The 25,474-nt window shown below is 66.8% G+C and carries 20 protein-coding genes; 14 read left to right on the top strand and 6 right to left on the bottom strand.

Translation table 11 applies throughout. The annotated features are described in order from the left end of the window. Positions 1-2: 2 nt before the first annotated feature. The 7 genes from HK401_RS21090 (at position 3) to manA (ending at position 10,819) form a co-directional block, all read left to right on the top strand. The gene (locus HK401_RS21090; RefSeq protein ID WP_309136019.1) at positions 3-1,205 is read left to right on the top strand and encodes a methyltransferase; all 1,203 of its coding nucleotides are present in this window, start codon (positions 3-5) and stop codon (positions 1,203-1,205) included. Positions 1,206-1,303: 98 nt separating this feature from the next. Continuing rightward, entirely contained in the window at positions 1,304-2,506 is a 1,203-nt protein-coding gene (locus HK401_RS15740) for a 5-(carboxyamino)imidazole ribonucleotide synthase (RefSeq protein ID WP_181275598.1), read from the top strand. 111 nt (positions 2,507-2,617) lie between these two features. Further along, the gene (gene purE, locus HK401_RS15745; protein WP_181275599.1) at positions 2,618-3,142 is read left to right on the top strand and encodes a 5-(carboxyamino)imidazole ribonucleotide mutase; all 525 of its coding nucleotides are present in this window, start codon (positions 2,618-2,620) and stop codon (positions 3,140-3,142) included. A gap of 37 nt (positions 3,143-3,179) precedes the next feature. Beyond that, entirely contained in the window at positions 3,180-4,328 is a 1,149-nt protein-coding gene (locus HK401_RS15750) for an acyl-CoA dehydrogenase family protein (RefSeq protein ID WP_309136020.1), read from the top strand. A 326-nt stretch (positions 4,329-4,654) separates the two neighbouring features. Continuing rightward, complete coding sequence (locus HK401_RS15755) at positions 4,655-6,175, top strand: LCP family protein (RefSeq protein ID WP_181275601.1); 1,521 nt, start codon at positions 4,655-4,657, stop codon at positions 6,173-6,175. 264 nt (positions 6,176-6,439) lie between these two features. Next, entirely contained in the window at positions 6,440-9,199 is a 2,760-nt protein-coding gene (locus tag HK401_RS15760; RefSeq protein ID WP_258234265.1) for an NlpC/P60 family protein, read from the top strand. Positions 9,200-9,391: 192 nt separating this feature from the next. Next, the gene (gene manA / locus HK401_RS15765; protein WP_219921989.1) at positions 9,392-10,819 is read left to right on the top strand and encodes a mannose-6-phosphate isomerase, class I; all 1,428 of its coding nucleotides are present in this window, start codon (positions 9,392-9,394) and stop codon (positions 10,817-10,819) included. A gap of 87 nt (positions 10,820-10,906) precedes the next feature. On the opposite strand, the gene HK401_RS15770 is transcribed toward manA, so the two are convergent. Genes HK401_RS15770 through HK401_RS15785 form a run of 4 tightly spaced genes read right to left on the bottom strand, consistent with a single transcriptional unit; the run spans position 10,907 to position 14,265 of the window. Then, positions 10,907-11,569: a CoA transferase subunit B gene (locus HK401_RS15770; RefSeq protein ID WP_181275602.1), complete on the bottom strand. Its 663-nt coding sequence runs from the start codon at positions 11,567-11,569 to the stop codon at positions 10,907-10,909. Positions 11,570-11,581: 12 nt separating this feature from the next. Next, positions 11,582-12,352 carry a CoA transferase subunit A gene (locus tag HK401_RS15775; RefSeq protein ID WP_181275603.1) on the bottom strand — a complete coding sequence of 257 codons (771 nt, stop codon included), beginning with the start codon at positions 12,350-12,352 and terminating at the stop codon, positions 11,582-11,584. Beyond that, positions 12,340-13,104, bottom strand: a complete 765-nt coding sequence (locus tag HK401_RS15780; RefSeq protein WP_181275604.1) for a hypothetical protein — start codon at positions 13,102-13,104, stop codon at positions 12,340-12,342. Before HK401_RS15780 ends, HK401_RS15775 begins: the two co-directional genes overlap by 13 nt. Before the next feature lie 33 nt (positions 13,105-13,137). Beyond that, positions 13,138-14,265 (bottom strand): coenzyme F420-0:L-glutamate ligase, encoded by a 1,128-nt coding sequence (locus tag HK401_RS15785; RefSeq protein ID WP_181275605.1) that lies wholly within the window; start codon positions 14,263-14,265, stop codon positions 13,138-13,140. A gap of 350 nt (positions 14,266-14,615) precedes the next feature. Here HK401_RS15785 and HK401_RS21095 point away from each other — a divergent pair, with 350 nt between their 5' ends. From HK401_RS21095 to HK401_RS15800, 3 genes are read left to right on the top strand one after another with little or no spacing between them, the layout of a single operon-like run. Next, positions 14,616-15,056, top strand: a complete 441-nt coding sequence (locus HK401_RS21095; protein ID WP_373563660.1) for a WhiB family transcriptional regulator — start codon at positions 14,616-14,618, stop codon at positions 15,054-15,056. After that, positions 15,053-18,133 (top strand): glycosyltransferase family 2 protein, encoded by a 3,081-nt coding sequence (locus tag HK401_RS15795; RefSeq protein WP_181275606.1) that lies wholly within the window; start codon positions 15,053-15,055, stop codon positions 18,131-18,133. Before HK401_RS21095 ends, HK401_RS15795 begins: the two co-directional genes overlap by 4 nt. Next, positions 18,130-19,587: a DUF5719 family protein gene (locus tag HK401_RS15800; RefSeq protein ID WP_181275607.1), complete on the top strand. Its 1,458-nt coding sequence runs from the start codon at positions 18,130-18,132 to the stop codon at positions 19,585-19,587. Before HK401_RS15795 ends, HK401_RS15800 begins: the two co-directional genes overlap by 4 nt. A gap of 3 nt (positions 19,588-19,590) precedes the next feature. On the opposite strand, the gene HK401_RS15805 is transcribed toward HK401_RS15800, so the two are convergent. Next, positions 19,591-19,953: a metallopeptidase family protein gene (locus tag HK401_RS15805; RefSeq protein WP_181275608.1), complete on the bottom strand. Its 363-nt coding sequence runs from the start codon at positions 19,951-19,953 to the stop codon at positions 19,591-19,593. 73 nt (positions 19,954-20,026) lie between these two features. Here HK401_RS15805 and HK401_RS15810 point away from each other — a divergent pair, with 73 nt between their 5' ends. The 3 genes from HK401_RS15810 to ahcY all read left to right on the top strand — a co-directional run bounded on the left by HK401_RS15810 (position 20,027) and on the right by ahcY (position 23,503). Beyond that, complete coding sequence (locus HK401_RS15810; protein WP_309136022.1) at positions 20,027-20,419, top strand: DUF3499 domain-containing protein; 393 nt, start codon at positions 20,027-20,029, stop codon at positions 20,417-20,419. After that, on the top strand, positions 20,416-21,897 hold the full coding sequence (locus HK401_RS15815) for a phosphohexomutase domain-containing protein (RefSeq protein ID WP_181275609.1): 1,482 nt from the start codon (positions 20,416-20,418) through the stop codon (positions 21,895-21,897). The genes HK401_RS15810 and HK401_RS15815 overlap by 4 nt, the downstream gene beginning before the upstream one ends. A 145-nt stretch (positions 21,898-22,042) precedes the next feature. After that, positions 22,043-23,503, top strand: a complete 1,461-nt coding sequence (gene ahcY / locus HK401_RS15820) for an adenosylhomocysteinase (RefSeq protein ID WP_181275610.1) — start codon at positions 22,043-22,045, stop codon at positions 23,501-23,503. Between the two features lie 80 nt (positions 23,504-23,583). Here the strand turns inward: ahcY and HK401_RS15825 are convergent, their stop codons facing one another. Further along, complete coding sequence (locus tag HK401_RS15825) at positions 23,584-24,408, bottom strand: RDD family protein (protein ID WP_181275611.1); 825 nt, start codon at positions 24,406-24,408, stop codon at positions 23,584-23,586. Positions 24,409-24,472: 64 nt separating this feature from the next. Here HK401_RS15825 and HK401_RS15830 point away from each other — a divergent pair, with 64 nt between their 5' ends. Continuing rightward, positions 24,473-25,471, top strand: a complete 999-nt coding sequence (locus HK401_RS15830) for a stage II sporulation protein M (protein WP_181275612.1) — start codon at positions 24,473-24,475, stop codon at positions 25,469-25,471. Positions 25,472-25,474: the final 3 nt, after the last annotated feature.

Here is a 25,474-nt window from a genome sequence, read left to right on the forward strand (position 1 = left end):
CGGTGGCCGAAGACATCGCGGGGTCGACGATCACGTGGACCGAGGGCGGTGTGGAACTCTCAGCCGGGTGGCGTTCGGAGAACCGGTCCGCCGCGCCGACCCAGGTGAAGGTCATCGGGGATGACATCACCGCCGACGCTGCCTTTCGCTTGGCCCGGTCGGGAATCGGACTGCTGTGGCGCGGGGACTATCACAACGGGCGCCAGCTCATGCAGGCACTCGATCGGCGGTTCACACGGAATCACGCCGGCCGAGCCGGCAGCGGGCGGGGACGCGGCGCTGCTCGAGGCGGTCGGAGGACCGGTCGTGGTTCGGTCCGAGCTGACGCGGCGGAGACCTTCTCAGCGGAGCGCGCCTTCAACGCCGAGCGCTCACGACTGCTCGGTCTGCTGCTCGTCGAACTCGGGGAGGGCTACGCGCTCGAGCTGCGTCGTGCTCCGGAGGTCAGGCCGGCCTGCGAAGCCGCTTACGGAGTCTCGGACGGGCCGATGTGCATGTCACTGACCGAGCTCGGCGGAGTGCTCAGCGCCCACCAATGGCAGCTGAGAGGGGTGGCCATCGACGCTCTGGGGGAGCGCATCCACCCGCGCTATGGCGTGTTCTCCCCGATTCGCGGTGAGTACGTCGACCTCGTGGCCACGACGCCGTTCGGGTCCGCACCCCCTGCGACGGCGTTCGACCTCGGAACGGGCACCGGCGTGCTCGCCGCCGTTCTTCTGCACCGGGGCATCGGGACGGTCGTCGCCACTGACATCAACCCGCGGGCCGTGGCCTGTGCGCAGGAGAATCTCGAGCGGCTCGGCTTCGCCGGATCCGCCTCGGTCGTCGAAGCCGATCTGTTCCCGCCTGGCCGAGCAGATCTCATCGTCTGCAATCCTCCGTGGCTGCCGGCCGACCCGACGTCCGCCCTCGAACTCGGCATCTACGATCCCGGTTCTCTCGTCCTACGCCGGTTCATCGACGGACTCTCCGACCATCTCACGGACTCCGGCGAGGGGTGGCTGATCCTGTCGGACCTTGCCGAGCACCTGAGTCTGCGGACTCGTCAGGAGTTCGAAGAGTGCATCCGGGCCGCGGGCCTGCAGGTGTGCGATCGATATGACACGGCGCCCCGTCACCGTCGGGTCTCGGACGCCGACGATGCACTTCATCAGGCACGAAGCGCAGAAACGACATCCCTGTGGCGACTGAGACGCAATGCCTGAGTTCCGCTGACGGAGCGCAGATACCCGACGGCAGAGGGCCGACCGCTCGGGGTTCGTATGCTGAACCCGGGGATGACCAGCCCACAGCGAACGATAGGATGACGAACGTGACTTTTCCACGAATCGGCGTCATCGGCGGAGGCCAACTGGCCCGCATGCTCGCCCCAGCCGCAGAAGCCCTCGGCATCCGGTTCTCCGTCCTCGCGGAGACCGCCGACGCCCCCGCCACCCAGGTCATCAGCGAGGTGACCGTCGGCGACTACACGGACTATCCGACGCTCAAAGCCTTCGCCGAGACCGTCGACGTCATCACCTTCGACCATGAACACGTCCCGCCCGAACACCTCGAGGCGCTCGCCGCGGCCGGCCATGCCGTCCGTCCGGGACCTCAGGCGCTGATCTTCGCCCAGGACAAGATCCGGATGCGCACGAAGATGGATGAGCTCGGTCTGCCGAACCCTGCATGGGCCGAGATCACCTCTGCCGCCGACGTCGAAGCCTTCGCCGCCCGAGTCGGATACCCCTTCATCCTCAAGACTCCCCGAGGCGGCTACGACGGCAAGGGTGTGCGCGTCATCGACAGCCTCGAGCAGGCCGCCGAATGGCTGAGCGAGGTCCCGCAGCTCCTCGCCGAGGAGAAGGTCGACTTCACCCGGGAGCTCGCGGTCATGGTCGGCCGGTCCCCGATGGGGCAGACAGCCGTGTGGCCCGTCGTCGAGACCTGGCAGCAGAACGGCGTGTGCAAGGAGGCGATCGCCCCGGCCCCCGACCTGCCCGCGGACAAGGCCCGGGCGATCACGGAGGCGATCCTCACCATCGCCGGCACGCTCGAGGTCACCGGCGTGATGGCCATGGAGATGTTCGAGACTCCTGACGGCTTCCTCATCAACGAGTTCGCGATGCGTCCGCACAACACCGGGCACTGGACGCAGGACGGGTCGGTCACCAGTCAGTTCGAGCAGCATCTGCGCGCCGTCCTCGACCTGCCGCTGGGCAGCCCCGCAGCCAGGGAGGAAGTGTCCGCGATGGTCAACATCCTCGGCGCCGAGCACGAGGACCTCTACCAGCCCTACCTGCACGTGATGGCCCACGACCCGGCCGTCAAGGTTCATCTCTACGGCAAGGGTGTGCGCCCGGGCCGCAAGGTCGGCCACGTCAACGCCTACGGGCAGGATCGGGACCTAGTCCTCGCGCGGGCTCGCCACGCCGCGGACTTCATCGCCGGCGTCGACGTCGATCCGCATCCCGAGATGCCGACTCCCGCCGACCTCGTCGCCGATCACGACGCCGACACCGCCTGAGCAGGCGACCCGGCACCTCCTGAGGCCGGGGCGCCTGTGTCGTCGGAGGCGATGTTCCACGTACCTCCCGAGACGACGATTCGACCACCTCCCGAGACGAAGGAAGCACAGATGACCACAGCACATGCAGACTCGAGCCCGGCCGCCCCGGTCGGAATCGTCATGGGATCGGACTCGGACTGGCCGACGATGCAGGCCGCCGCCGAGGCGCTTGAGGACCTCGGCATCGAATCGAGCGCCGAGGTGGTCTCGGCCCACCGGATGCCCGAGGACATGGTCGCATGGGCCAAGACGGCCGCCGAGCGCGGCGTACGCGTCATCATCGCCGGAGCCGGGGGAGCGGCGCACCTGCCGGGGATGATCGCGTCGATGACCTCCCTGCCGGTCATCGGCGTCCCCGTGCCGCTCAGACACCTCGACGGAATGGACTCACTCCTGTCCATCGTCCAGATGCCCGGCGGTGTCCCCGTGGCCACCGTGTCCATCGGCGGAGCGAAGAACGCCGGCCTGCTTGCCGCGCGCATCCTCGGGGCCGGTGACGGCGCGGAAGCCGAGGCCCTGCGTGGGCGACTCGATGACTACCGTGACGAACTGCGGCAGGTCGCTCTCGACAAAGGACGTGCTCTCCGGGGATAATAGAACTACTTAACGATTGTTCAGTAGAAGGAGAATGATGTTCGACCTCTATCGGCCCAGTGAAGAGCACGAAGAGATCCGCGCAGCCGTCCGCGATATCGTGGAGAAGAAGATCACGCCGTTCGCGGCCGAGGTCGACGCCGACTCCCGCTACCCGCAGGAAGCCCACGATGCTCTCGTGGAGACGGACTTCTTCGCCGCCCACATCCCCGAGGAATACGGCGGCATGGGCGCTGACGCGCTGGCAGTGGCGATCATCATCGAAGAGGTGGCACGCGGCTGCGCCTCGTCCTCGCTCATCCCTGCTGTCAACAAGCTCGGCAGCCTGCCCGTGCAGCTCGGCGGCAGCGAAGAGATCAAGCAGAAGTACTTCCCGTCGGTGGCTGCGGGCGAAGCCGGGTTCTCCTACGGGCTGTCCGAACGCGAGGCCGGCTCGGACACCGCCTCGATGAAGACTCGCGCCGTCCGTGACGGCGACGACTGGATCCTCAACGGAGTCAAGACCTGGATCACGAACGCCGGGGAATCCGAGTATTACACGGTGATGGCAGTGACCGACCCCGATGGGGCCCGTGGGCGCAACATCTCCGCCTTCGTCGTGGAGAAATCCGATGAGGGGTTCACCTTCGGCGAGAAGGAGCGCAAGCTCGGCATCAAGGGCTCGCCCACACGTGAGCTGCTCTTCGACAACGTCCGCCTGCCCGGGGACCGGATCGTCGGCGAGCCCGGGGAGGGCCTCAAGATCGCCCTGCGCACGCTCGACCACACGCGTGTGACGATCGCTTCCCAGGCCGTCGGCATCGCCCAGGGTGCCCTCGACTACGCACTCAACTACGTCAAGGAGCGCCAGCAGTTCGGCAAGGCGATCGCTGAGAACCAGTCCATCCAGTTCATGCTCGCCGATATGGGCATGAAGCTCGAGGCCGCCCGGCAGCTGACCTACACCGCCGCGGCCAAGAGCGAACGCGGCGATGACGACCTCACCTACTTCGGTGCCGCGGCGAAGGCCTTCGCCTCGGATGCGGCCATGGAGATCGCCACCGACGCCGTCCAGCTGCTCGGCGGTGCCGGCTACGTCGTCGACCATCCCGTCGAGCGGATGATGCGCGATGCGAAGATCACCCAGATCTACGAAGGCACGAACCAGATCCAGCGCATGGTGATGGGGCGCAAACTGATTCGCTGAGACACGCATTCCGCCACGATGGGCACTGCGGCGCGTCCGATCCTGACGACCCGCCGCAGTGCCCTTCTGTGTACCCACGGACGCGGCTGCCTGAGCCCCCGCACAGCGGTCGTCTGCTCGGCTGAGCCAGGGTGCGAGCGCCGTCTGTGAAGAATCGCACACGCGGCGAATCCGACATGCACGGCGCGGATGTGCGTCGATCCCGGGCCTGCAGGCGACACAATGGATGAACACAGTGGACTCTGAGCATCGTTTGGCACAGTTGTTCCGGTGATCATCAGGCCGCCGAAGGCCGTCGCGACCGCGGACGAGACGAAGGGAAGGCAGTGGCCGAAACGAGATATGTGGACCCGATCCGCTACCCGTCGTATGCCTCACAGCCGACGCGGGACGTGCGGGCCTGGCTGCTGCTTCTGGTCACGGTCATCGTCCCCGGCGGGGTCCAGCTCCTGTTTCGCCGTCGCCGCTGGGCGCGCATCTCGCTGTCGATCACAGCCATCAGCTGGATCCTGGTGATCATCGCCGCAGTGATCGTCCTCCTCGACAGGACGTTCCTCTTCACTCTCGGCACCAACCCGTTCATCCTCACGTTCCTCACGATCTGGATTCCGGTCATCGCGATCAATTGGGTCGTGTGCCTCTTCGATTCGCTGCGGAGGATCCGTCTCGTCACGATCTCCCAGCGCGCCCGCAGACGCTTCATCGCCGCCTTCTGCGCCCTCCTGCTCATCGTCGTCGGGCCGCTCGCGTGGGGGACGACGATGCTCAACTCCCAACGCGGCCTGATGAGCGACCTCTTCGCCTCAGGGAAGGCGCTCAAGCCCGTGGACGGGCGGTACAACATCCTGCTGCTGGGCTCCGACGCAGGAAAGGGGCGCACGGGGATCCGACCGGACTCGCTGTCGCTGGTCTCCATCGACGCGAAGACCGGCAAATCGGTCATCATCGGCCTGCCGCGGAATATGGAGAATGTGCCGTTCCCGGACGACTCCCCGCTGCACAGGCACTATCCGCAGGGCTTCAACTGCGGCGACGAATGTCTGCTCAACGCTGTCTTCCAGCAGGGCGAACAGCACAAGGACGAGTTCGAGGACCCGAAGACCGCGGGTGAACAGGCCACGATGGATGCGGTGTCGGCGACCACGGGCCTCGAGGTCCAGTACTACGCGATGATCAATCTCAAGGGGTTCGAGAACCTCATCGACTCCCTCGGCGGAATCACCCTGGTCTCCGGCAAGCGCGTGCCGATCTCCTCGAAAGTCGATCCGACCACCGGTCAGCACGGTCCGGTGAAGGGGTGGATCGAGCCGGGCAAGCAGAAGCTCGACGGCTTCCACGCGCTGTGGTTCGCCCGCTCGCGTGAGTTCGCCAGCGACTACGAGCGTATGGTGCGTCAGCGCTGCGTGCAGACGGCGATGGTCAAACAGCTCGATCCCTCAACGGTGCTCACCCGCTATCAGGCCATCGCGAAGGCGACCCCTGGGGCCGTCTCGACGGACATTCCGTCCTCGCAGGTCGACTCCTTCGTCGACCTCGCTCTCAAGGTGAAGTCGCAGAAGATCGAGTCCGTCGATCTCACTCCGCCGCGGATCACTCCGTCGAATCCTGACATCGATGTGGCGCATCAGCTCGTAGCCGATAAGATCGAGGAAGCATCCAAGTCCTCCGATCAGGACAAGGGTGCGCTCTCGACACCGGGAGGCGGGAAGTCGGCCGCCGCCGGAGTCGATGCGGGACTCGAACCGGACTCCGATTCAGATCCGCAGCTGCTGGCGCAGAGCGCCGGCGGATCCTCGGCTGACAGCGGCGACGAAGCCGACGCGAAGGCGATCTGCTACGTGCCCTGAGACAGAGGACGCGCGGTCGGTCAGGCTCGACGATGACCGAAACCGGTCTGGCGATGAGTCTTCCGGGAAAAACTTTTGCTCGGTGTGTCCCTTGCCAATACTGGGAACCACAACGGTGTAACTAGAATATTCCTGCCTGTGGCTAGTCTGACACGCCGAAAATGTGTAACAATTTTGAGATGTTGGGGTTGCCCACCGTTCTGCCAACGGTGAAGGGGACCTCGAGGCCTGAACTTCCCTGTCTTCCTCGAAAAGGCTGTAACGATGAAATATCTATTGCCCACTGTCGCGGGCTGCGCATCTGTCGCACTCGTCGGCACCTTGGCGGTCACGGCGCCGGCGGCCTTCGCGGCCACCTCGTCGCCCGAAGTGTCCAAAGAGGAGCTCGACGTCAGCAAGGACGGACTCGACGTCCCCGGCGCCCGCGATTCCAGTGATTCCACCGCCACCGCCGCCAACCAGAGCGCCACGAGCAATCTGCCGAACATCTTCAAGTCGCAGACCGCTCTCGCCTCGGCCAAGGTGCCCGATGTCGTCAATGCCTCCGCCACGGCTGCGACCGGCACGGTCAACAACGTCTCGGCCGGGCTGACGTCCGGCTCGGACGAGACCGAGCCCTCGGAATCCTCAGCTCCCTCCGATGCGGAGCAGTCGCCCGCCGAGGATGAGAAGACCGAGGATCCGTCGACGTCCGAGGACGAGAAGTCCGACGACGAAGGGGCGAAGGACGAGAAGTCCGACGACGAGGACATCTCCGGTTCGGTCCGGCAGAAGACCGAGGACGGTGTGAACATCGCGCTGATCTCGGACGTCCTCGACGTTCCGACGAACAATCCGAGCCTCGTCGGCTTCACCTTCTCCGAAGCGAAGTCCAACATCCGCATCCAGGTCCGCATCAAGCACGGGTCCGATTGGGGAAGCTGGGACACACTCGATGAGGAGCAGCAGGAAGAAGCGCAGAACAACGGCTCCGAACCGATGACGGTGACGAACGCTTCGGGTGTGCAGATGCGCATCCTCGGCGATTCCGCACCGAGCGATGCGGAGCTCGTGCTCGTCGATCCCAAGCGCGACGCCGGGGACTCCCAAGCGGTGTCCGAGAACGCTCCCGTCGAGCTCGATCAGCAGTCTTCGGACGCTTCCGAGGACGCCTCAGAGGCTGCGACCGATGAGTCGACCGACGCCGAGGCGGCCTCCGCCGACAACGTGTCCGCCGCTCAGGGGGCGACCGTGTCCAACCAGAACTATGTTCCCGGATCGTCCTCGGTCTCGACCGTGGCGAAGAAGGTCTCGAAGCCGAAGATCGGCTCGCGCAGCTCCTGGGGAGCGAAGGCCTACCGGGGCAGCCCGGACTACGCGAGCGGCATCAAGCAGGCCGTCGTCCACCACACCTCGGGCTCGAACAGCTACTCTGCAGAGGACGTCCCCGGCATCATCCGTGGTATCCAGGCATACCACCAGGATGGACGCGGCTGGAACGACATCGGCTACAACGTCGTCGCAGACAAGTACGGGCGTCTCTGGCAGGCTCGCGGCGGAGATGTCTCGAAGGCTGTCATCGGCGCACACGTGCAGGGGCACAACACCGGTACCTTCGGCATCTCCGTGCTGGGCACCTACAACAGTGCGGCACCGCCGAAGAAGACCCGCGACGCCGTCGCCTCGGCGATCGCCTGGAAGTTCTCCATCAACGGAATCTCGAAGGCGACGAAGTCGAACCTGGTCGGACACCGCGACCTGGGGCAGACCGACTGCCCGGGCGATGCCTTCTACGCGAAGCTTCCCGAGGTCCGTTCGACGGTCAACTCCATCCTCAAGACCGGCGAGCAGCCCAGCGACAGCAAGGACGACTCCAAGAAGAAGGACGACGACAAGAAGACCGAGAAGCCGAAGGCAAAGACCTCGATCGAGAAGTACGCCGAGAAGAACAAGCTCGGCAAGGCTCTCGGCAAGGAGTACTCGGTCAAGGGCATTTCGGGTGCCAAGGCTCAGAAGTTCGAAAAGGGTGTCGTCTACTGGTCCAAGAAGACCGGAGCGTACCACCTGTCCGGAGCGATCGCGTCGTCGTACAAGGGCGACGCGGTCACCGACTTGGGGCTGCCCACCTCTGCGGAGAAGGGCGGTCTCAAGGGCGGGGGCGCTGCACAGCGCTTCGAAAAGGGCTCGATCTACTGGTCCAAGGCCACCGGCGCCCACTACACCACGGGCGTGATCATGAAGTACTGGGGTGACAAGGGGACCGTGAAGGGTCATCTGGGTTACCCCAAGTCCGACGTGGTCTACAAGAACGGCCGCGGCGAGCAGCTCTTCGAAGGAGCACGCCTGGTCTGGGCCGAAGGCTACGGAACCACCGAGTTCTCCCCGAAGGGAAAGATCGCCGGTGGAGTGACCGACGACAACCGTCCGGGAGACGACTCCACCGATGGCAAGTCGCCTGCAGACTCCGGGGAAGGTGCTGCAGACGACAAGTCCAAGGACGACTCCAAGAAGAAGGACGACTCCAAGAAAGACGACAAGTCCAAGGACGACTCCAAGAAGAAGGACGACTCCAAGAAAGACGACAAGTCCAAGGACGACTCCAAGAAGAAAGACGACTCCAAAAAGGACGACAAGTCCAAGAAGGATGACTCCAATAAGAAGGACAAGCCGACCAAGGCTGAGAAGATCGCTGCTCAGCGTTCGTCCATCGTCAAGGACGCGAAGTCCCACCTCGGCGTGAAGTACGTCTGGGGCGGAACCTCGCCGACGAGCGGCTGGGACTGCTCGGGCTTCACCCAGTACGTCTACGGCAAGAACGGCATCAAGCTGCCGCGCACGACGAGCCAGCAGCGCTACGCCGGCAAGGAGATCTCCATCAAGGACGCCAAAGCCGGCGACCTGATCTGGATCCCCGGTCACATCGGAATCATCTCCGAGACCAAGGGTCAGATGTACGATGCGGGATCGACCCGGACGAACACCACGAAGCGCAGCTACAGCTGGATGCTCAGCCGCGGCGCGAAGGTCATCCGCGTCGTCGGCTGACCAGCCGCTTCGACGGACAGAGTCACAGCGCCTGAACGACAGTGCCCCGTCGGGATCCGAATACGGATCTCCGGCGGGGCACTGTCGGGTTCTCCTCCTTTCCTCTTCCCTCCTGCTGCAGACGATCCCGCATCGTCGCAGGTGGTAGGCGGTGAATAGTATGTGACTTCGTCTGAACAGTGAGTGAAGTGGATGTCGGCGCCGAAGCGTGAGGGCTATCGTGGACAGTGCACGCCCGGACTCGCCGAGCGTCGTTCCTACGATCCGACCAAGGGGGCCAGAACAGTGCATCGTCTGCACAATACGGTCAAGAACTTCGACTGGGGCAGCACGGACGCGATTCCCGCGATTCTCGGCGCCGTCCCCGACGGCACTCCCTGCGCGGAACTCTGGCTCGGCGCCCACCCGATGAGCCCCTCTCAACTCGACCTCGCCGAGGAACGGACGACAGCCGCACGCAGACGCAGCGGCCGACTCGCCGATTCGGCATCCGGCAGCCCGACCGCCACCGCCGGGACCGCCACCGAAACGGGAACACGACCGGGACCCAACCTCATCGAATACCTCGCAGGTGATCCCCACGGTCTGCTCGGCCGGGACTCGGTCGACGCGTTCGGTCCGCGCCTGCCGTTCCTGCTCAAGGTCCTCTCGGCCAGCAAGGCGCTGTCGATCCAGGTCCACCCGAACCGCGAACAGGCAGCAACCGGCTTCGCACGCGAAGAGACGGCAGGACCGGCCCTCGACGCACCAGATCGCAACTACAAGGACGCCTCGGCGAAACCCGAACTCATCTATGCTCTGACCGATTTCCACGCACTCACGGGATTCCGGCCCCGCAAGGCCGTGCGCGCGACGTTCGAGCGGATGCTCTCGCAGCCGCTGACGCCGCCTTCGCTGGACTTCCTCGGTTCCGTCATCGGTGCCCTGAAGACTCTGAGCGAGACGAAGGCGCTTTCACGCACTGTCGAGCTGCTGCTCGCCGATCCGCGAGCTGCGGGCCTCGTCGACGAGGTGGCCGCACACGGAATCGACGAAGTGCCGTCCGGGCACCCCAGCCGCCGGGGCAGCGCTGTCGACCCGGCGCAGACGTTCTGCGAACTCGTCGACGACTATCCGCACGATCCGGGTGTCCTCGTCGGTCTCATGCTCAACCGGGTGCATCTGCAGCCGGGCGAGTCACTGACGATGGAGGCCGGTGTCCTCCACGCGTACCTCTTCGGCACGGGCATCGAGATCATGGCCTCGAGCGACAACGTCCTGCGCGGTGGCCTGACCTCGAAACACGTCGACATCGCTGAACTGTCGAAGGTCGCCGACTTCCGTGCAGGAATGCCGCGCATGGTCGAACCCGACCACTCCGGGGTCCTGCGGGGTGCCACCGACGACTTCGCCCTCCAGGTGCTGCGCTGCCCGCGCCTGCAGAGCCTCGCGCGCAGGGGAGCGGCGATCGCGCTGTGCACCTCCGGGACGATCACGCTGACCTCACTCGGGTCGACCGTGACCCTCGAGCGCGGAGAGAGCGTGTTCATCTCGGCCAACGAGCCGACGGCGACGGCAGACGGTCACGGAGACCTCTTCGTCGCAACCACAGGCCTGGAACCGGCAGCACCTCTCGTCTGACGACGACCGCCGCGCCGTGAACGACGAAGCGGGCCAAGCCTCCGATCGGAGACCCGGCCCGCTTCGTCATCCGCGGTGGGAGCAGCCTCAGGCGGCGACGTCGACGGTGGGCACGTCGGCAGGGACGACCACCTCGGCGCCGGTCTTCTCCTTGACTTCGTCCACCGTGACTCCGGGGGCGAGCTCGACGAGGGTGAAGGAGTCACCGGTGACGTCGAGGACGGCGATGTCGGTGATGATGCGGCTGACCACGGCCTCGCCGGTCAGGGGCAGGTCACAGGTATTCAGCAGCTTGTGCGAGCCGTCCTTGGCCACATGATCCATGATCACGATGACGCGCTTTGCGCCGTGGACGAGGTCCATCGCCCCGCCCATGCCCTTGACCATCTTGCCGGGGATCATCCAGTTCGCGATGTCGCCGTTGACCGCCACCTGCATGGCACCGAGGATCGCGGCATCGACCTTGCCACCGCGGATCATGCCGAAGCTCGCGGCGGAATCGAAGTAGGAGGCGCCAGGGAGCATTGTGACGATCTCCTTGCCGGCGTTGATGAGGTCGGGGTCGATCTCATCCTCGGTCGGGTAGGGGCCGACGCCGAGCAGACCGTTCTCGGACTGGAGCACGAGGTCGACGCCTTCGGGCAGGAAGTTCGGCACGAGGGTGGGCATGCCGATGCCGAGGTTGACGTAGCTGCCGTCTTCGAGTTCCTGGGCAGCGCGGGCCGCCATCTGATTTCTTGTCAATGACATAACTTGCTCTCCTCAGGCTTCTCGGACGGTGCGCTTCTCGATGGGCTTGTCGGCCACCTGCTCCGCCGTCAGCGGGACCACGCGGTGAACGAAGATGCCCGGGACGTGGACGTCATCGGGATCGATCTCGCCGGGCTCGACGAGCTTCTCGACCTCGGCGATGGTGATCCGGGCCGACTGCGCGGCCGGAGGATTGAAGTTCCTGGCCGAAGAGTGGAAGACGAGGTTGCCGTGACGGTCGCCGACGGCGGCGCGAACCAGGGCGTAGTCGGGAGCCAACGACTTCTCGAGGACGTATTCCTTCTCCTCGCCGAAGGTGTCGAAGACCTTCGTCTCCTTGGCGGGGGATTCCTTGACGACGTTGCCGTCGGAATCGTACTTCCAGGGCATTCCGCCCTCGGCGACCTGGGTGCCGGCGCCGGTGATGGTGTAGAACGCAGGGATTCCCGCACCGCCGGCGCGCATCTTCTCCGCCAGCGTGCCCTGCGGGGTGAGTTCGACCTCGAGTTCGCCGGAGAGGTACTGCCGGGCGAATTCCTTGTTCTCACCCACGTACGAGGCGATGATGCGACGAAGTCGACCGTCGGCGAGCAGAATGCCGAGGCCGCGTCCGTCGACACCGGCGTTGTTCGAGATCACTTCGAGGTCTGTGGCCCCTTGGTCCTGGAGCGCCCGGATGAGGAATTCCGGTACGCCCACGACACCGAAGCCGCCCACGGCGATCGATGATCCATCTGCAATGTCGGCCACCGCTTCAGCGGGGGAATCAACTACTTTGTCCATGTGCCCAGTGTGCCATGGACCACGCCGAGGCTGTCCGCCAGGTCCGTGATGCGGGAATCATCGACTCCGTTGGCGAGAAGGACCTCACCGCCGCCGAGGAGGTGGTGCAGGAATCGCGGCCACTCGCCGGGCAGCGGGGTCGAGTTCGACACGAGGAGGCCCTGAGGGCGCCCGGCAGGTCGGTCGGATCCCTCCTCCGGATTCCACGCGACGTCCTCGCCGTTGACGGTCAGCGTGCCGGAGCCGTCGAGTCGTCGGTGCGTGACGTCGGGGTAGGCCCGAATGGCGGAATTGATGTCGATGAAGTCCTCGTCGACAGGGGTGCTCAGGGCCAGGGCCGGGGGGTTGAAGACGAAGACCTCGTCGGCCTCGGCCACGGACTCATCGTCCTCGTGTCCGAGCGGGACGATGGCCACATGGTCCTCATCCGGAGGCGCAGGGGATCCAGCGGTTCTGCTGACGGTGGCGGGCGCTCCCGAGTTTCCGGCACCGGTGTCGGCGGAGCAGCCGATGACCGCATGCCCGCCGGCGAGCAGGACGCTGAGGGCGGAGACGAGCTCTCGCCAGTGCAGCCCTTGGGGCAGGGGAGCGAAGAGCGTGAAGTCCTCACCGAGGTCGTAGTCGCCGAAGAGGCCGACGCCCTTGTTCACCCAGTTCGCGATGACCGGCCCGGTGAGATCGAGGCTGTCGTAGTCGGGGCCGCGCCAGAGCAGAACGGGCCCTCCGGTGTGCGTGATGGCTGTCAGATCCATATCCGTTGTCCTTCGATGGCGGTGAGTGGTCGGTCAGGGGACGATGAGACCGATGTCGATGGTCACCCCGCGGGGGAAGGCCCCGAGCTCACCGTCGACCCAGTGGTAGCGGGAGGAGGCGCTGAGGTCCTCGGCGAACAGCGCCGTGTGGAGACGCTCGACGAGCGATCCGAGTCCGACCATGGCCTCGAGCAGCGGGGGACCGCCCGACTGCGCCGTGGCCGGGGAGTCCGAAGGGCTGAGCGTGATCCGCGAGCCGGAACCCTCGATCCGCATCCTCCAGGCGGTATGTCCGGGGGTGCGTGACTGCCCGGCGCGGACGACGCGGATGGCGCGGGAGACGCGCTCGAGGATGTCGTCCCCGCTGTCACCGGCGGGGGCGCTGCCGGGAAGATCGGTGACCCCGAGTCCGCGCTGCACGGCTTCGACGTGCCCGTAGCGGAACCAGTCGTCGCCGAGTTCGCGAGACAGCGCCTTCGCCCCGCCGCGACCGTTGTCGAGATAACCGCCGGCGCCTCTCACCAGGGCCATCGGCAGACCACGGGAGGAGCCCTTGACGAGATCGGCGGCCGCGGCGATCTCATCGGCGACGGCACGCACCGTCACTGTCTGCACGCGACCGTCGTCGTCGGGTCGGCCACGCTGATCGTCGAGGCCGGAGAGGCCGGACAGGCCCAGCGCGATGTCACCGACGCCGACCCGCCACGGCCGTGAGCTGGTATCGGAGATGACCAGGCCGATGCGCACGGAGAACGCCTGCTCGACCCGAGTCCGGAGCACATCGGCCGAGCGGTCGCTGTCGAGGGGATGGAGGACGACCGCGCCCGCAGAGTTCGATTGGTCGAGCCCGGCTGCGGCCTGCACCGTCCCGGCCGGGGTGCGCACGACCTGAACCGTGGTTCCCGAGCCATAGGAGCGTTCGGCGACGAGATGAGTGCCGGTTCGGGTGACGAGCTCTTCGAACTCGGCGCGATCGGCGACGGTGCGCAGCCGACCCTCGGCCTTCGACACGACCTTCGAAGCGATGACGAGGATGTCGCCGTCCTTGAGGTCGATGCGGTTGCGGCGCAGAGCGTTGATGAGGATCGCGGCGAGGTCGGATCCCGGTGCGATGTCCTCCTCGACGGGAGGGGCGTAGACGGTGAGGAGACGGTCATTCATGCCAGGCCGCCGGTGATTCGACTCTCATTGCTCCATAATCCCATCCACGGCGACTCATTTCGAAATTCTGCAGGTTTGCTCAGGAGTACCCCACAGATTGTGGCCGTGCTCGCGCGAATTCCCTATATATGGTGTTGTCGGCGCGTGTGCATGAGAAAGTGTGTTCGAATACGCGATCAGGCCGTCCTTAGATACTCCATCAGGGCTTGACGGGGCGGTAATGACACGCGTGTAATTTATACCTAAAGGGGAACGCGCCGAGCATGAATCCTCAAGGATTCGACCGTACATCGGACTGATCGCCTCAGTCACGGTGGCAGACCTGCTCAAGCGTGAGAAAGGGGAAGACCGTGCAAAGCGCACAGAGAGACTGGCGAGAGAGAGAAGATCTCTCCGCCGCACCGGGAGTCACCTCCCGCCGTGCCGAAGACTGGTTCGTCGAACCGGGCGCACGCGCACCCGAGACGCTGCCCGATCCGCTGGCCGTCGATCCGAGCGATCTGACGCCGCTGCCGCCGGACAATTCCGCGGTCTCGCCGCTGTCGCTGCTGCTCGGAGCCGCAGAGGACGGAGAGCTGTCCTGGCAGGATCAGGCGCTGTGCGCGCAGACCGACCCCGAGGCCTTCTTCCCCGAAAAGGGAGGATCGACTCGTGAGGCGAAGCGGGTCTGCGCCTCCTGCGACGTCCGGTCCGAATGCCTCGAATACGCTCTGGCCAACGATGAGCGGTTCGGCATCTGGGGAGGAATGTCCGAACGCGAACGCCGTCGGCTCAAGAAAAAGGTCGTGTGAGGCCAGCCGTCACCGTCGTCGTCGCCTCGAGCGACACGGCCAGCAAGGTCGAGCTCGAAACAGCTCTGCATCCGCTTCACCCCGAGATCCCGGTCGTGGATCTCGGGGGCCTTTCGGTACGCGACGCCTCGGAGATTCCCGCCATCGCGGAATCGGACTTCCTGTGGTTCCTCACCCCTGACTCCCGCCCGGAGCCCGACTGTCTCGACGAACTCCTCGACGCCATCGGCGAAACCGAGTCCATCGCCGCCGTGGGACCCAAACTCATGCGCGGCGACCGCATCGTCTCCGCCGGAGTGAGCACCACTTCGGCGGGGGAGCGATTCAACCCCGTCGGCTCCGGTGAGTTCGATCAGGGCCAGCGCGACGGTCGCACGGAGACCCTCGGACTGGACCTGCCGGGCATGCTCATGGCCGCCGCCGAACTCACACGGATCGGCGCTCCCTCCCGCGTGCTCGGCCCCGCGTACCGCGGGATCGAATACTCCCGCCGCCTGCGCGACCTCGGCAGGCGCGTCATCCTCGCCCCGCGGGCACGGATGGAGATCTCCGCCGAGGCGGCCGCCCGCCTGGGTTCGTCCCCGCAGCCGCCCGTCTCGAAATTCCAGATCCGCACCGAACAGCGCTACCGACTCAGTCTCGCCAGTCCCGGGGCGGCCTCGCTCTTCGGCCTGCTCGCCGTCGTCAACCTCGGGCACATCCTCGGCGGGCTGCTCTCGAACAATCTCCGCTCGGCCGGCTGGCACCTCGGCGCCCTGTTCGGGCTCGCCGCCGACATCACCACCACGGCGCCCCTGCGGCGGGCCAACGCTCGCCGCAGTCGCCTGGCCAAACGCACGAGCACCTCCCATGTGGCTGCCCTGTTCGCCGATGACGACGAACTGGCCGTTCAACGACGCTCGATGAGCGGCGAGGCCGAGGACCCGCACCCGAGTGAAGTCCCCACCGGCGGGGTCGATCCCGACGCCGAACTCAACCCGATCGGCGACACCGAAGAGGCCATCGACTCGTTCTCGCGACTCGAAGTCTCCGGCGGGTCGAGCCTGCTGCGGATACCGCTGACCTATGTGGTGCTCGCAGCCCTCGTCATCAGCGGCTTCATCTCCTACCGACTCTTCGGTCCGGGCCACCTCGTCGGCGGTGCCCTGGGCTCGACCGACGTCGGCATCGGCGAGATCTTCTCCCGACTGCTGGGTCGCCACCTCGACGTCTCCACCGGTGCCGCCGTGCCGGCCGATCCCTACCATCTCGTCATCGGGGTCCTCTCCCTGCTCTTCTTCGGCCATGTCGACATCATGGTCAGAACGCTCCTGCTCGCCGCGCCAGTCCTCGCCGGGATCGCCGCATATGCCGGCGCCGGAGCGGTCGTGCCGCGCAGGTGGGTGCGCGGCTTCGCGGCCCTGCTGTGGATCGCCTCCCCGCTGTTCACCTCTGCGCTCTCGGACGGCCGCCTCGGCGTGGTCATCGTCTGGATCGCCGCGCCGCTGCTCGTGCTCACACTGCGACGGAGCCTGCGCACCGGGTCGATTGCGGCAGCGGCAGGCAGCGGACTGCTGCTGTTCCTCATCGTCTCCGGCATCCCGCTGCTGCTGATCGCGGTCGTCCTCGGCACCGTCGTGCTCCTGCTGGCCGGGCGCGGACTGCGTCACCTGTGGCTGCTCGCTCCGACGGCATTCCTCGGTTGGCCATGGTTGTGGGCGCTGGTCCGCGACCCCGGAACGCTGCTGACCATGCCCGGACAGACGTTGGCACCGCAGGCGGCACCGACGTACCTGCTGGCCGTGGGATTCCCCGGCCCCATCGACATGTCGTGGCTGTCGGACCTCGCCGCCCGCATCGGGATCGACGCGGTCTCACCGGGCATCCTCCAGCTGTGGGCGCCGGTGCTCATGCTGCCGATGCTCGTCCTCGCCTTCTTCACCCTCATCGAGGCCAGACTCGACCTCTCCCGACTGACCTGGGCCGTCGGCCTCTACCTGACGGGTCTCATCGTCGCCGCCGTCCAGGTGCACCTGCCCGCACAGACCGGCCCCTTCGACCTCATCGGCTCCTATCCGGCTGCCGGTCTGACGCTGGTCAGCCTCGGTTCGATCCTGCTGCTCGCCCTCGGGGCCGACCGCACCGCCACCATCCGCGCCGCCGGCCGAACCGGCGGACGGCTGCCGATGCGCGGCCTCGTCGGGCTCGTCGCCGTCGCCGCCGTCGGACTCATCGCCATCGGTGCAGGCCGAGCCCAGGTCTCGCTCGACGCCGTCACCGCCAGCGAGGACAGCACGGTGCCGGCGCTGGCGGCCGACCGCGCCGACGGAGCATCACAGGCGCGGACCCTGCGCTTGGACAACGTCGACGGTGAGGTCATGGCCACGCTCATCTCCTCGGCGGACGGAACCGTTCTGGGCACCTCCACGGTGACCGATGCGGACACCGTCGGCGGGTGGCCGTGGCAGCGGCGTCCGCTGCCGATCCCGGATGACCAGGTGCTCGTCGCGCAGGCCGCGGCCGCCCTGTCGGCCGATGACGCCGGCGATGTCAGCGATATCCTCGGCGAACTCGGCGTCGACTTCGTCCTCGTCGACTCCGGCGCCGACGGGCTGCAGAATTCTGTGTCCGTGGCACAGGGGCTGCTGCCGGTCGGGCCCACCGAGTCCGGTGAGCTGTGGCGGGTCGACAAGCCCTACAGCGGACGGTTCCTCATCCGCGATTCCGAGGGAGCGCTGAGCACCGCACGGATGCACGGAACGACCACCGCCGAGGTGCCCGCCGGTGAGGACGACCGCACCCTCATCGTCGCCGACGCCTCCCGCGGCGTCAGTGCCAGCCTTGACGGCGAGGCGCTGCCGACGCCGAAGGACGCCGATGAGACGTGGGTGAGCGAGTTCGACCTGCCCGCCTCCGGAGGTACCGTCGAGATCTCCCTGAACTCACCGCTCTACCCCGTCGGTGTCGTCATCGGCTGGGTGTTGGGAGCGCTGACCGTGATCGTGGCCATCCCCTTCGGTGAGACGAACCGAAACCGGCAGCGGCGGGGGACGAAGAGCCGTACGGCGGCCCGTGAGCAGGAGGAGACGAGAGCATGAAGCATCTGCGCAGCATCGTGACCTTCGCGGCCATCGCCGTGCCCGGAGTGCTCGTGGCCACGACCTCGTTCCTCACCCCGCTGACCCCCGGCACCCTCGACCGCAGTCCCGAACAGGTGCGGATGCCGACGGCCGATACCCGCGCCATCTGTCCCGGGCCGCTGCTCACCGACGGGGAGGCCGAAGGCACCGACGCCGAGTTCGTCGACGATTCGAAGGTCTCGACCCGTGTCGTCTCGGCTTCCGCGCCGATCGGAGCGGCCGACGGCTCCACTTCCTCGGCGCGCCTGCAGGTTGCCGACCTCGGCGGTTCCGTCGACTTCGACAACCCCGTCGGCCAGGGCTTCGTCTCCGGCGACGACACCATCGGCTCGACGAAGCGCGTCACCGGGTTCGCCCGCCCCGGCGCGCCCGCGCTGACCACAGGGCTCGAGACCGTCGAAGGCAGCTCCGGCGACCTCACGGGCCTGGCCGCACTCACCTGTGCACAGGCCTCGAGCAGCTTCCGGATCCTCGCCGGCTCGGGGTCGACCGGGTCGAACTCCCAGCTGCTGCTGAGCAACCCAGGCGATGTGCCCGTCCAGGCGAAGGTCAGGCTGATGACTCCGTCGGGATCCTCGGCCGAACCGACAGAACTGAGCATCAAGGCCGGTGAACAGCGTGCCGTGCGACTGGCCGGACTGGCCGCCGGTGCCGAGGCCCTGGCGGTCGATGTCACCGTCGATGGGGGAGCCCTCGCCGGTTCCGTGCAGGAGACCGTCCTCGACGGGCTCCGGCCTCAGGGCATCGATCTGGCCGCCGCCGGAGCCGATGCCGGCCGGCAGCAGGTGCTGACCGGACTGAGCGGCAAGGACGTACGGGTGCGCGTGGCCAACCCGGGCAAGGACCTCGCCGAGGTCACGCTCAAGGCCTATGGACCCGACGGCGAGATCGACATCCCCCGCTCTTCCATGACCGTGGTCGGTCGCGGCGTCGCCGAGGCCGACCTCGGCGATCTCGACGCCACCAGTGTGGTGCTCGACGCGAACCGTCAGATCCAGGCCGGAGCATTCATCGGCCGGGACGGACAGAAGGGGGCATCTGACTTCGGCAGCGTGCAGAGCACGTCGAACCTCGCCGAGACTCAGATCATGGCACTGCCGCGCACCGGCAGCAGCTCCCTGCAGATCTCCCCGGGCCAAGGTCAGGTGCAGGTGCAGGGGATGCTCGACGACGGGTCCCTGTCCGACCCGCAGACGATCGACCTCAACCCCACCGCCACCACCGAACTCGACCCGAACGAGGTGTCCGACGATCCCGTGCGGGCACTGGTGATCCACGGTGCGCAGGCCTCGGGATCACAGGCCGACGGAGTCCACGCGAGCCTCGTCGTCACCACCGACGACGGCATCTCGACGGTGGCGCCGACCCCGGCGCCGGCCGGAGTGGCCTACCGCGATATCCGCCTCGGCTGAGGATCAGGCGCGGCGGAGGATGTCGACCTGATCGGCCACGACCTCGGCGATGAGGGCATCCCGCGTGTCCGCCTCGGCGTGGTCCTCGATGACCCTGCGATAGAGGACGATGTGCGTGAGTCGGTTCGGCGTCGCGGGGAACACCCGCCCGAAGCAGGGCTCGGTCGAACTCGCCGGAGGGACGCCGTCGATGGCGAACACCACCTCGGCGAGAAGGGCGGGCTCCCGCTGCCGCATCCGCGCGAATTCTGCGGCCGCGACCTTCGCGAAGCTCTGTGCTCGGCTCAGCCGCGCAGGCACCTGGGCACGGTGCAGCGGAGAACGCAGACCCCGGCCGTGCCGGTCGCGATATCGCCTCGATCTCATAGCATGTCATTCTACGGGCGAGACCGCCCTGCCTGACCGAATCGGGCACCGGCGGCGTGTAGAGTGGTCAACTGTGTCAGCCGTGAGAATGTGTTCCAAAGTCAGCTGCTCGCGCCCCGCCGCCGCCACCATGACGTACGTGCACGCTGATGCGACCGTCGTCATCGGCCCGCTGGGCAGACGAGCCGAGCCGGGTGCCCACGACCTGTGCGCCGAGCATGCGGCGAAGCTGACCCCTCCCGTGGACTGGCAGCTCATCCGCATCGAATCGGGCCAGGCGCCGCCCGAGCGCAGCCGCGATGATCTGCTGGCCATCGCCGACGCCGTCCGGGAGGCCGCCGACCGGGCGGACGTCAGGTCGACGCGCAGTGAGACCAGCGCAGCGGACTCCGCGCGACCCGGTTCGTCCGACCAGGCTCAGAGCGGGCGCAAGCACGGCCACCTGCGCATCATCGGCGACTCATGAGCGACGTCGCAGGCGACTCTGCTGGTGCTGTTCCGGGTCCTGCCGATGTGGATCCGCCGCTGACACGCAGCCGCGCCACCGCTCTGGATGCGGCGGTCGGCGCCTATGACATCCGCGGACGGATCCCCGACCAGCTCGATGCGGACATCGTCTTTTCCCTCGGCTGGGCGACGGCTGTGACGATGTCCGAACTCCACACCAGCGCCGAGGTGGTCATCGGACACGATATGCGTCCGAGCTCGCCCGGCTTCGCCCGAGCCTTCGCCGCCGGCGTCGAGGCCTCCGGATCGCGGCCGATCCTGCTCGGGCTGTGCTCGACCGATCAGCTCTACTTCGCCTCCGGCATCTTCGATGTGCCCGGTGCGATGATCACCGCCAGCCACAACCCCGCCGACTACAACGGCATCAAGATCTGCGGACCCCGAGCCGCAGGCGTCAGCCTCGCCTCGGGACTCGGACGGATCAGAGAACTCGCCCCCACGGCTCCTGCTTCGGTCGCCGGGGACGTCGAGGTCGACGAATCCGCCGCGGCACGGATGCGGCAGCGCTATGCGGCCCGCATCCGCGAACTCACCCGCGTCGGCGAGGTGACGGGACTGAGGATCGTCCTCGATGCGGGCAACGGCATGGCCGGGCGCCTCCTCGGTGAGGTCTTCGGCACGGACGCGGGAGCCGCCTCGGTGCCCTTCGACGTGATCGGACTGTTCACCGAACTCGACGGCACGTTCCCCAACCACGAGGCGAACCCGCTCAAACCCGAGAACCTCGTCGATGCGGCACGCAAGGTCGTCGAGACCGGAGCCGACCTCGGACTCGTCTTCGACGGGGACGCCGACCGGTGCTTCTTCATCGACGAGACGGGAGTGACGATGTCGGCCTCGGCCGTCGGCGCGCTCGTCGCCGAACGCGAGATCGTCCGAGCCAGAGCGGCCGGAGTCGCGGAACCGACCGTCATCCACAACCTCATCACCTCCCGCAGCGTGGCCGAGACCATCACAGCTGCCGGAGGGCGGGCCCTGCGGTCGAAGGTCGGGCATTCGGGCATCAAGACACTCATGCGAGAGACCGGAGCGGTCTTCGCGTGTGAGCATTCCGCACACTTCTACTTCGACGAATTCTTCGGTGCGGACTCGGGCATGCTCGCCGCCTGCCACCTCATCGCCGCCCTCGCCGAATCGGACGCGCCGGCCTCACAGCTCGTCGACTCCTACGACCGGTTCTTCCAGTCCGGAGAGATCAACTTCACCGTCGCCGACCCCGACGCAGTGCTCGCCGACTTCGCCGCACATGCGGAGGACTTTCCCCCCAACACCGTCGACGACCTCGACGGAATCGGCCTGCAGGGCGAGGACTGGTGGGTCAACCTGCGCAAGTCGAACACCGAGCCCCTGGTCAGACTCAACGTCGAAGCCGCGAGTGAGGCGCACATGCGAGCACTGACTCGCCGGGCCGAAGACTTCGTCGTCGCTCGGGCCTGAACCGGCCGCGGCCGGTCTGTCCGGGCTGTCAGCCGAGCAGGCGTGAGTGCGTTCGGCCTGTCCGCGGACCGGGCGGGATGAGACAGGCTCGCTGCTCGGGCCATAGACTCGGGGACGATCCGACTGTCCGCCGTATGGAGGTACCGTGCTCGATTCCACCGACTTCAAGGTCGCCGATCTGTCTCTCGCCGAGGCCGGTCGCCACCAGATCCGACTCGCCGAACGGGAGATGCCGGGGCTGATGGCCCTGCGTGAGGAGTTCGCCTCGAGCGCACCGCTGGCCGGTGCCCGCATCGCCGGCAGCCTGCACATGACCGTGCAGACCGCGGTTCTCATCGAGACCCTCGTCGCGCTCGGAGCCGAGGTCCGGTGGGCCAGCTGCAACATCTTCTCCACTCAGGACGGGGCTGCGGCCGCTGTAGTCGTCGGCTCCGGCTCCCCTGAAGCTCCTGCTGGAGTGCCGGTCTTCGCGTGGAAGGGCGAGACGCTCGAGGAGTATTGGTGGGCCGCGGACAGGATCTTCGACTTCGAAGACGGACCGAACCTCATCCTCGACGACGGCGGCGACGCGACCATGTACGTGCTCAAGGGCACCGAGTTCGAGGCCGCCGGGGGAGTGCCCACCGCCGCCGATGACGATCCCGAGGAGTTCAAGGTCCTGCTGACCAAGATCGCTTCCGCCATCGAATCCGCCCCCGGTCGCTTCGCCCGTCTCGCCGCAGGAATCAAAGGAGTGAGCGAGGAGACGACGACCGGAGTCAACCGCCTCTACCGCCTCGCCGAACAGGGGGCACTGCCGTTCCCCGCGATCAACGTCAACGACTCCGTGACGAAGTCGAAGTTCGACAACCGCTACGGCATCCGCCATTCGCTTCCCGACGGCCTCAACCGCGCCACCGACGTCCTCATCGGCGGTAAGATCGCCGTCGTCGTCGGCTACGGCGACGTAGGCAAGGGCGCCGCGGAGGCGCTGCGAGGTCAGGGTGCGCGTGTCATCGTCACCGAGATCGACCCGATCTGTGCGCTGCAGGCGACGATGGACGGCTACCAGGTCTCCCACCTCGCCGAGGTGGCCCCGCAGGCGGACATCATCATCACCACGACTGGAAACACCCGGGTCGTGGGTGTCGAGGTGCTCCAGACGCTCAAGCCCGGAGCCATCGTCGGCAACGTCGGCCACTTCGACGACGAGATCGACCTGGCCGGTCTCTCACGTCTGCCCGGTGTGGAGAAGATCGAGATCAAGCCGCAGGTCCACGAGTGGTCCGTCCCGGTGCCTGCCGAGGCCGGACTCGACCGGGAGCGCACAGACTTCCTCGTCCTCTCCGAAGGCCGTCTGCTCAACCTCGGCAATGCCACCGGACATCCCTCGTTCGTCATGAGTGCCTCGTTCGCCAACCAGGTGCTCGCACAGATCGAACTGTGGACCGCCCACGAACGCTATGACGATGCGGTGCACAGGCTGGCCAAGGAACTCGACGAGAAGGTCGCGCGACTGCACCTGCCGGCGCTCGGGGCCCAACTGTCCGAGCTGACGAAGGAACAGGCCGAATACATCGGAGTGGACGTCGCCGGGCCCTACAAGCCCGACCACTACCGGTACTGAGCAGCTTCGTCGACCGGTGTCGCCGGCTCAGCGTTCCTGCAGGCTCAGCGTCCCCGCAAGGCTCAGCGTCCGTGCAAGGCTCAGCGTCCGTGCAGGCTCAGTCCGTGAGGGAGGACGTCGACTCCGGCGCGGAATGACTCCGCCCTGGCCGACCGTGCCCTGGCCTGCTCGACCTCCGCGATGCGCTGGCGGTGGATGATCGCCGAGAGGAACTGCTCGGGGAACGTCCCCTCGGGTGGGGCCGGAGCGACATACGGATTGAGCTCGGTGGCGAGCTCGATCGCCCTCTGCCACCGGGACTCCTGCCCGAGCTTCGGCGCCATTGCGAGGAACTGGATGATGCGACGGTGGAGGCCGTCGGGCAGCCCGGAGACATCCGTGCGTGCCAGCCAGTCATGCAGCTGCGGGGCGACATGGGTCTGCACCGGCGGAACGGGCGCACTGCGCTCACTGACCGCCAGCGTCCCGGCCAGGTAGTCGCCGAGGCGCTTCGCCTGCGGGGACACGAGCCCGGACAGGGCGGCGATCCCACCGCCGGTGGAGACGACCTCGAAGGGCCACAGCAGAGCCCGGATGAAGGAATGGCGGATCCGCACGGCCCCGCCGTCGTCGCGGACGATCCGCAGCCCGAGGATGAGCTTGCCGAGCGAACGCCCGCGGCTGAGGACCTCGACGAGCATCGGCAGCAGCACGAACACGCCGATGCTCATCACCGTCATCACCGAGCCCAGCAGCAGCCCGTTGAGCTCAGCGGTGCTGATCAGGAGCCAGAACATCGCGATGAGCAGACCGATGTCGACGAGCGTGTAGACGATGTAGTCGATCAGGCAGCTGAGTGCCCTCGCCGCCAGCGCGGCGGGCTGGACGCTGAGTTCGACGGCTTCGCCGGTGACCAGAGTACTCACCCGACCATCTTGTCATATCTCGGCGGCCGCATGTGCGGTCCGGGGACTCCGTTAGGGTTGAGGCATGGACCCGAACCTTCTGGCCGAGCTGCACGGCAACGAGTGGCAGGAGCTGGCGGGGCTGGCGAAGAAGAACACGCTGAGCCCGGACCAGACGAGACGGTTCCTCGACCTCTACCGTGCCGCGTCGAAGGATCTGTCGCGGATCATGACCGTCGCACCGGACTCACTCGAGGCCGCACGGCTCTCGGCGATCGTCCACCGCTCGCGCAACCACCTCTCCGCGGTTCCCAGCGGGGGACTGTCCGGGCTGTCGCGGTTCTTCGTCGTCAGCCTTCCGCTCTCGCTCTATCGGCTCCGGTGGGACTTCGCCATCGTCGCACTGTCGTTCCTCGCGGTCGCCGTCGTGTCGGGGATCTGGGCGGGCACACACCCGGAAGTGCTCGAGACCTTCGGTGATCGGCAGTTCCGCCGCCAGTTCGCCGAACACGACTTCGTCGACTACTACAAGGAGAACCCGGACGGCTTCTTCGCCGTGGGGGTGTGGACGAACAACGCCTGGATCGCCGTCCAGTTCGTGCTGCTGGGGATCACCGGCGTCTACGTCGTCGCCGGACTGTTCTCCAACGCCGTCAACGTCGGATTCTCCGGGGCGATGATGTTCGAGTTCGATCGAGCCTCCGACTTCTTCCTCTACATCCTGCCCCACGGCATCCCGGAGATCAGCTGCATCATCCTCGCCGCCGCGGCCGGTCTCCGCCTCTTCTTCGCCTGGGTCGTGCCGGGACCCAGACCGCGTCGGGACAAGCTCACCGCCGAGGCCAGATCGCTGCTCATCGTCGCCGGCGGGCTCGTGCTGCTGCTGTTCGGCTCGGGCATCATCGAAGGCTTCGTCACCCCGAATCCGATTCCCCCGGCGCTCAAGATCACCATCGGCGTGCTCTACACGGCAGCCGTCGTCGTCTACGCCTGGCACTTCGGCAGACGCGCGGCCCGGGCGGGGCTGAGCGCCGATCTCGACGCGCATCAGGCGGGATACTCCGTCATCTCCACCGACCGCTGAGCA

The organism is Brevibacterium oceani (genome assembly GCF_013623835.1).
Classification (GTDB): domain Bacteria; phylum Actinomycetota; class Actinomycetes; order Actinomycetales; family Brevibacteriaceae; genus Brevibacterium; species Brevibacterium oceani.

Excerpts from the sequence above, each read along its gene's own strand:
- HK401_RS15750 (WP_309136020.1), top strand. The coding sequence starts at position 3,180 with ATGTTCGACCTCTATCGGCCCAGTGAAGAGCACGAAGAGATCCGCGCA.
- HK401_RS15740 (WP_181275598.1), top strand. The coding sequence starts at position 1,304 with ATGACGAACGTGACTTTTCCACGAATCGGCGTCATCGGCGGAGGCCAA.
- HK401_RS15805 (WP_181275608.1), bottom strand. The coding sequence starts at position 19,953 with ATGAGATCGAGGCGATATCGCGACCGGCACGGCCGGGGTCTGCGTTCT.
- HK401_RS15775 (WP_181275603.1), bottom strand. The coding sequence starts at position 12,352 with ATGGACAAAGTAGTTGATTCCCCCGCTGAAGCGGTGGCCGACATTGCA.
- HK401_RS15830 (WP_181275612.1), top strand. The coding sequence starts at position 24,473 with ATGGACCCGAACCTTCTGGCCGAGCTGCACGGCAACGAGTGGCAGGAG.
- HK401_RS15785 (WP_181275605.1), bottom strand. The coding sequence starts at position 14,265 with ATGAATGACCGTCTCCTCACCGTCTACGCCCCTCCCGTCGAGGAGGAC.
- HK401_RS15800 (WP_181275607.1), top strand. The coding sequence starts at position 18,130 with ATGAAGCATCTGCGCAGCATCGTGACCTTCGCGGCCATCGCCGTGCCC.
- manA (WP_219921989.1), top strand. The coding sequence starts at position 9,392 with ATGTCGGCGCCGAAGCGTGAGGGCTATCGTGGACAGTGCACGCCCGGA.
- purE (WP_181275599.1), top strand. The coding sequence starts at position 2,618 with ATGACCACAGCACATGCAGACTCGAGCCCGGCCGCCCCGGTCGGAATC.
- HK401_RS15760 (WP_258234265.1), top strand. The coding sequence starts at position 6,440 with ATGAAATATCTATTGCCCACTGTCGCGGGCTGCGCATCTGTCGCACTC.
- HK401_RS15780 (WP_181275604.1), bottom strand. The coding sequence starts at position 13,104 with ATGGATCTGACAGCCATCACGCACACCGGAGGGCCCGTTCTGCTCTGG.
- HK401_RS15815 (WP_181275609.1), top strand. The coding sequence starts at position 20,416 with ATGAGCGACGTCGCAGGCGACTCTGCTGGTGCTGTTCCGGGTCCTGCC.
- HK401_RS15770 (WP_181275602.1), bottom strand. The coding sequence starts at position 11,569 with ATGTCATTGACAAGAAATCAGATGGCGGCCCGCGCTGCCCAGGAACTC.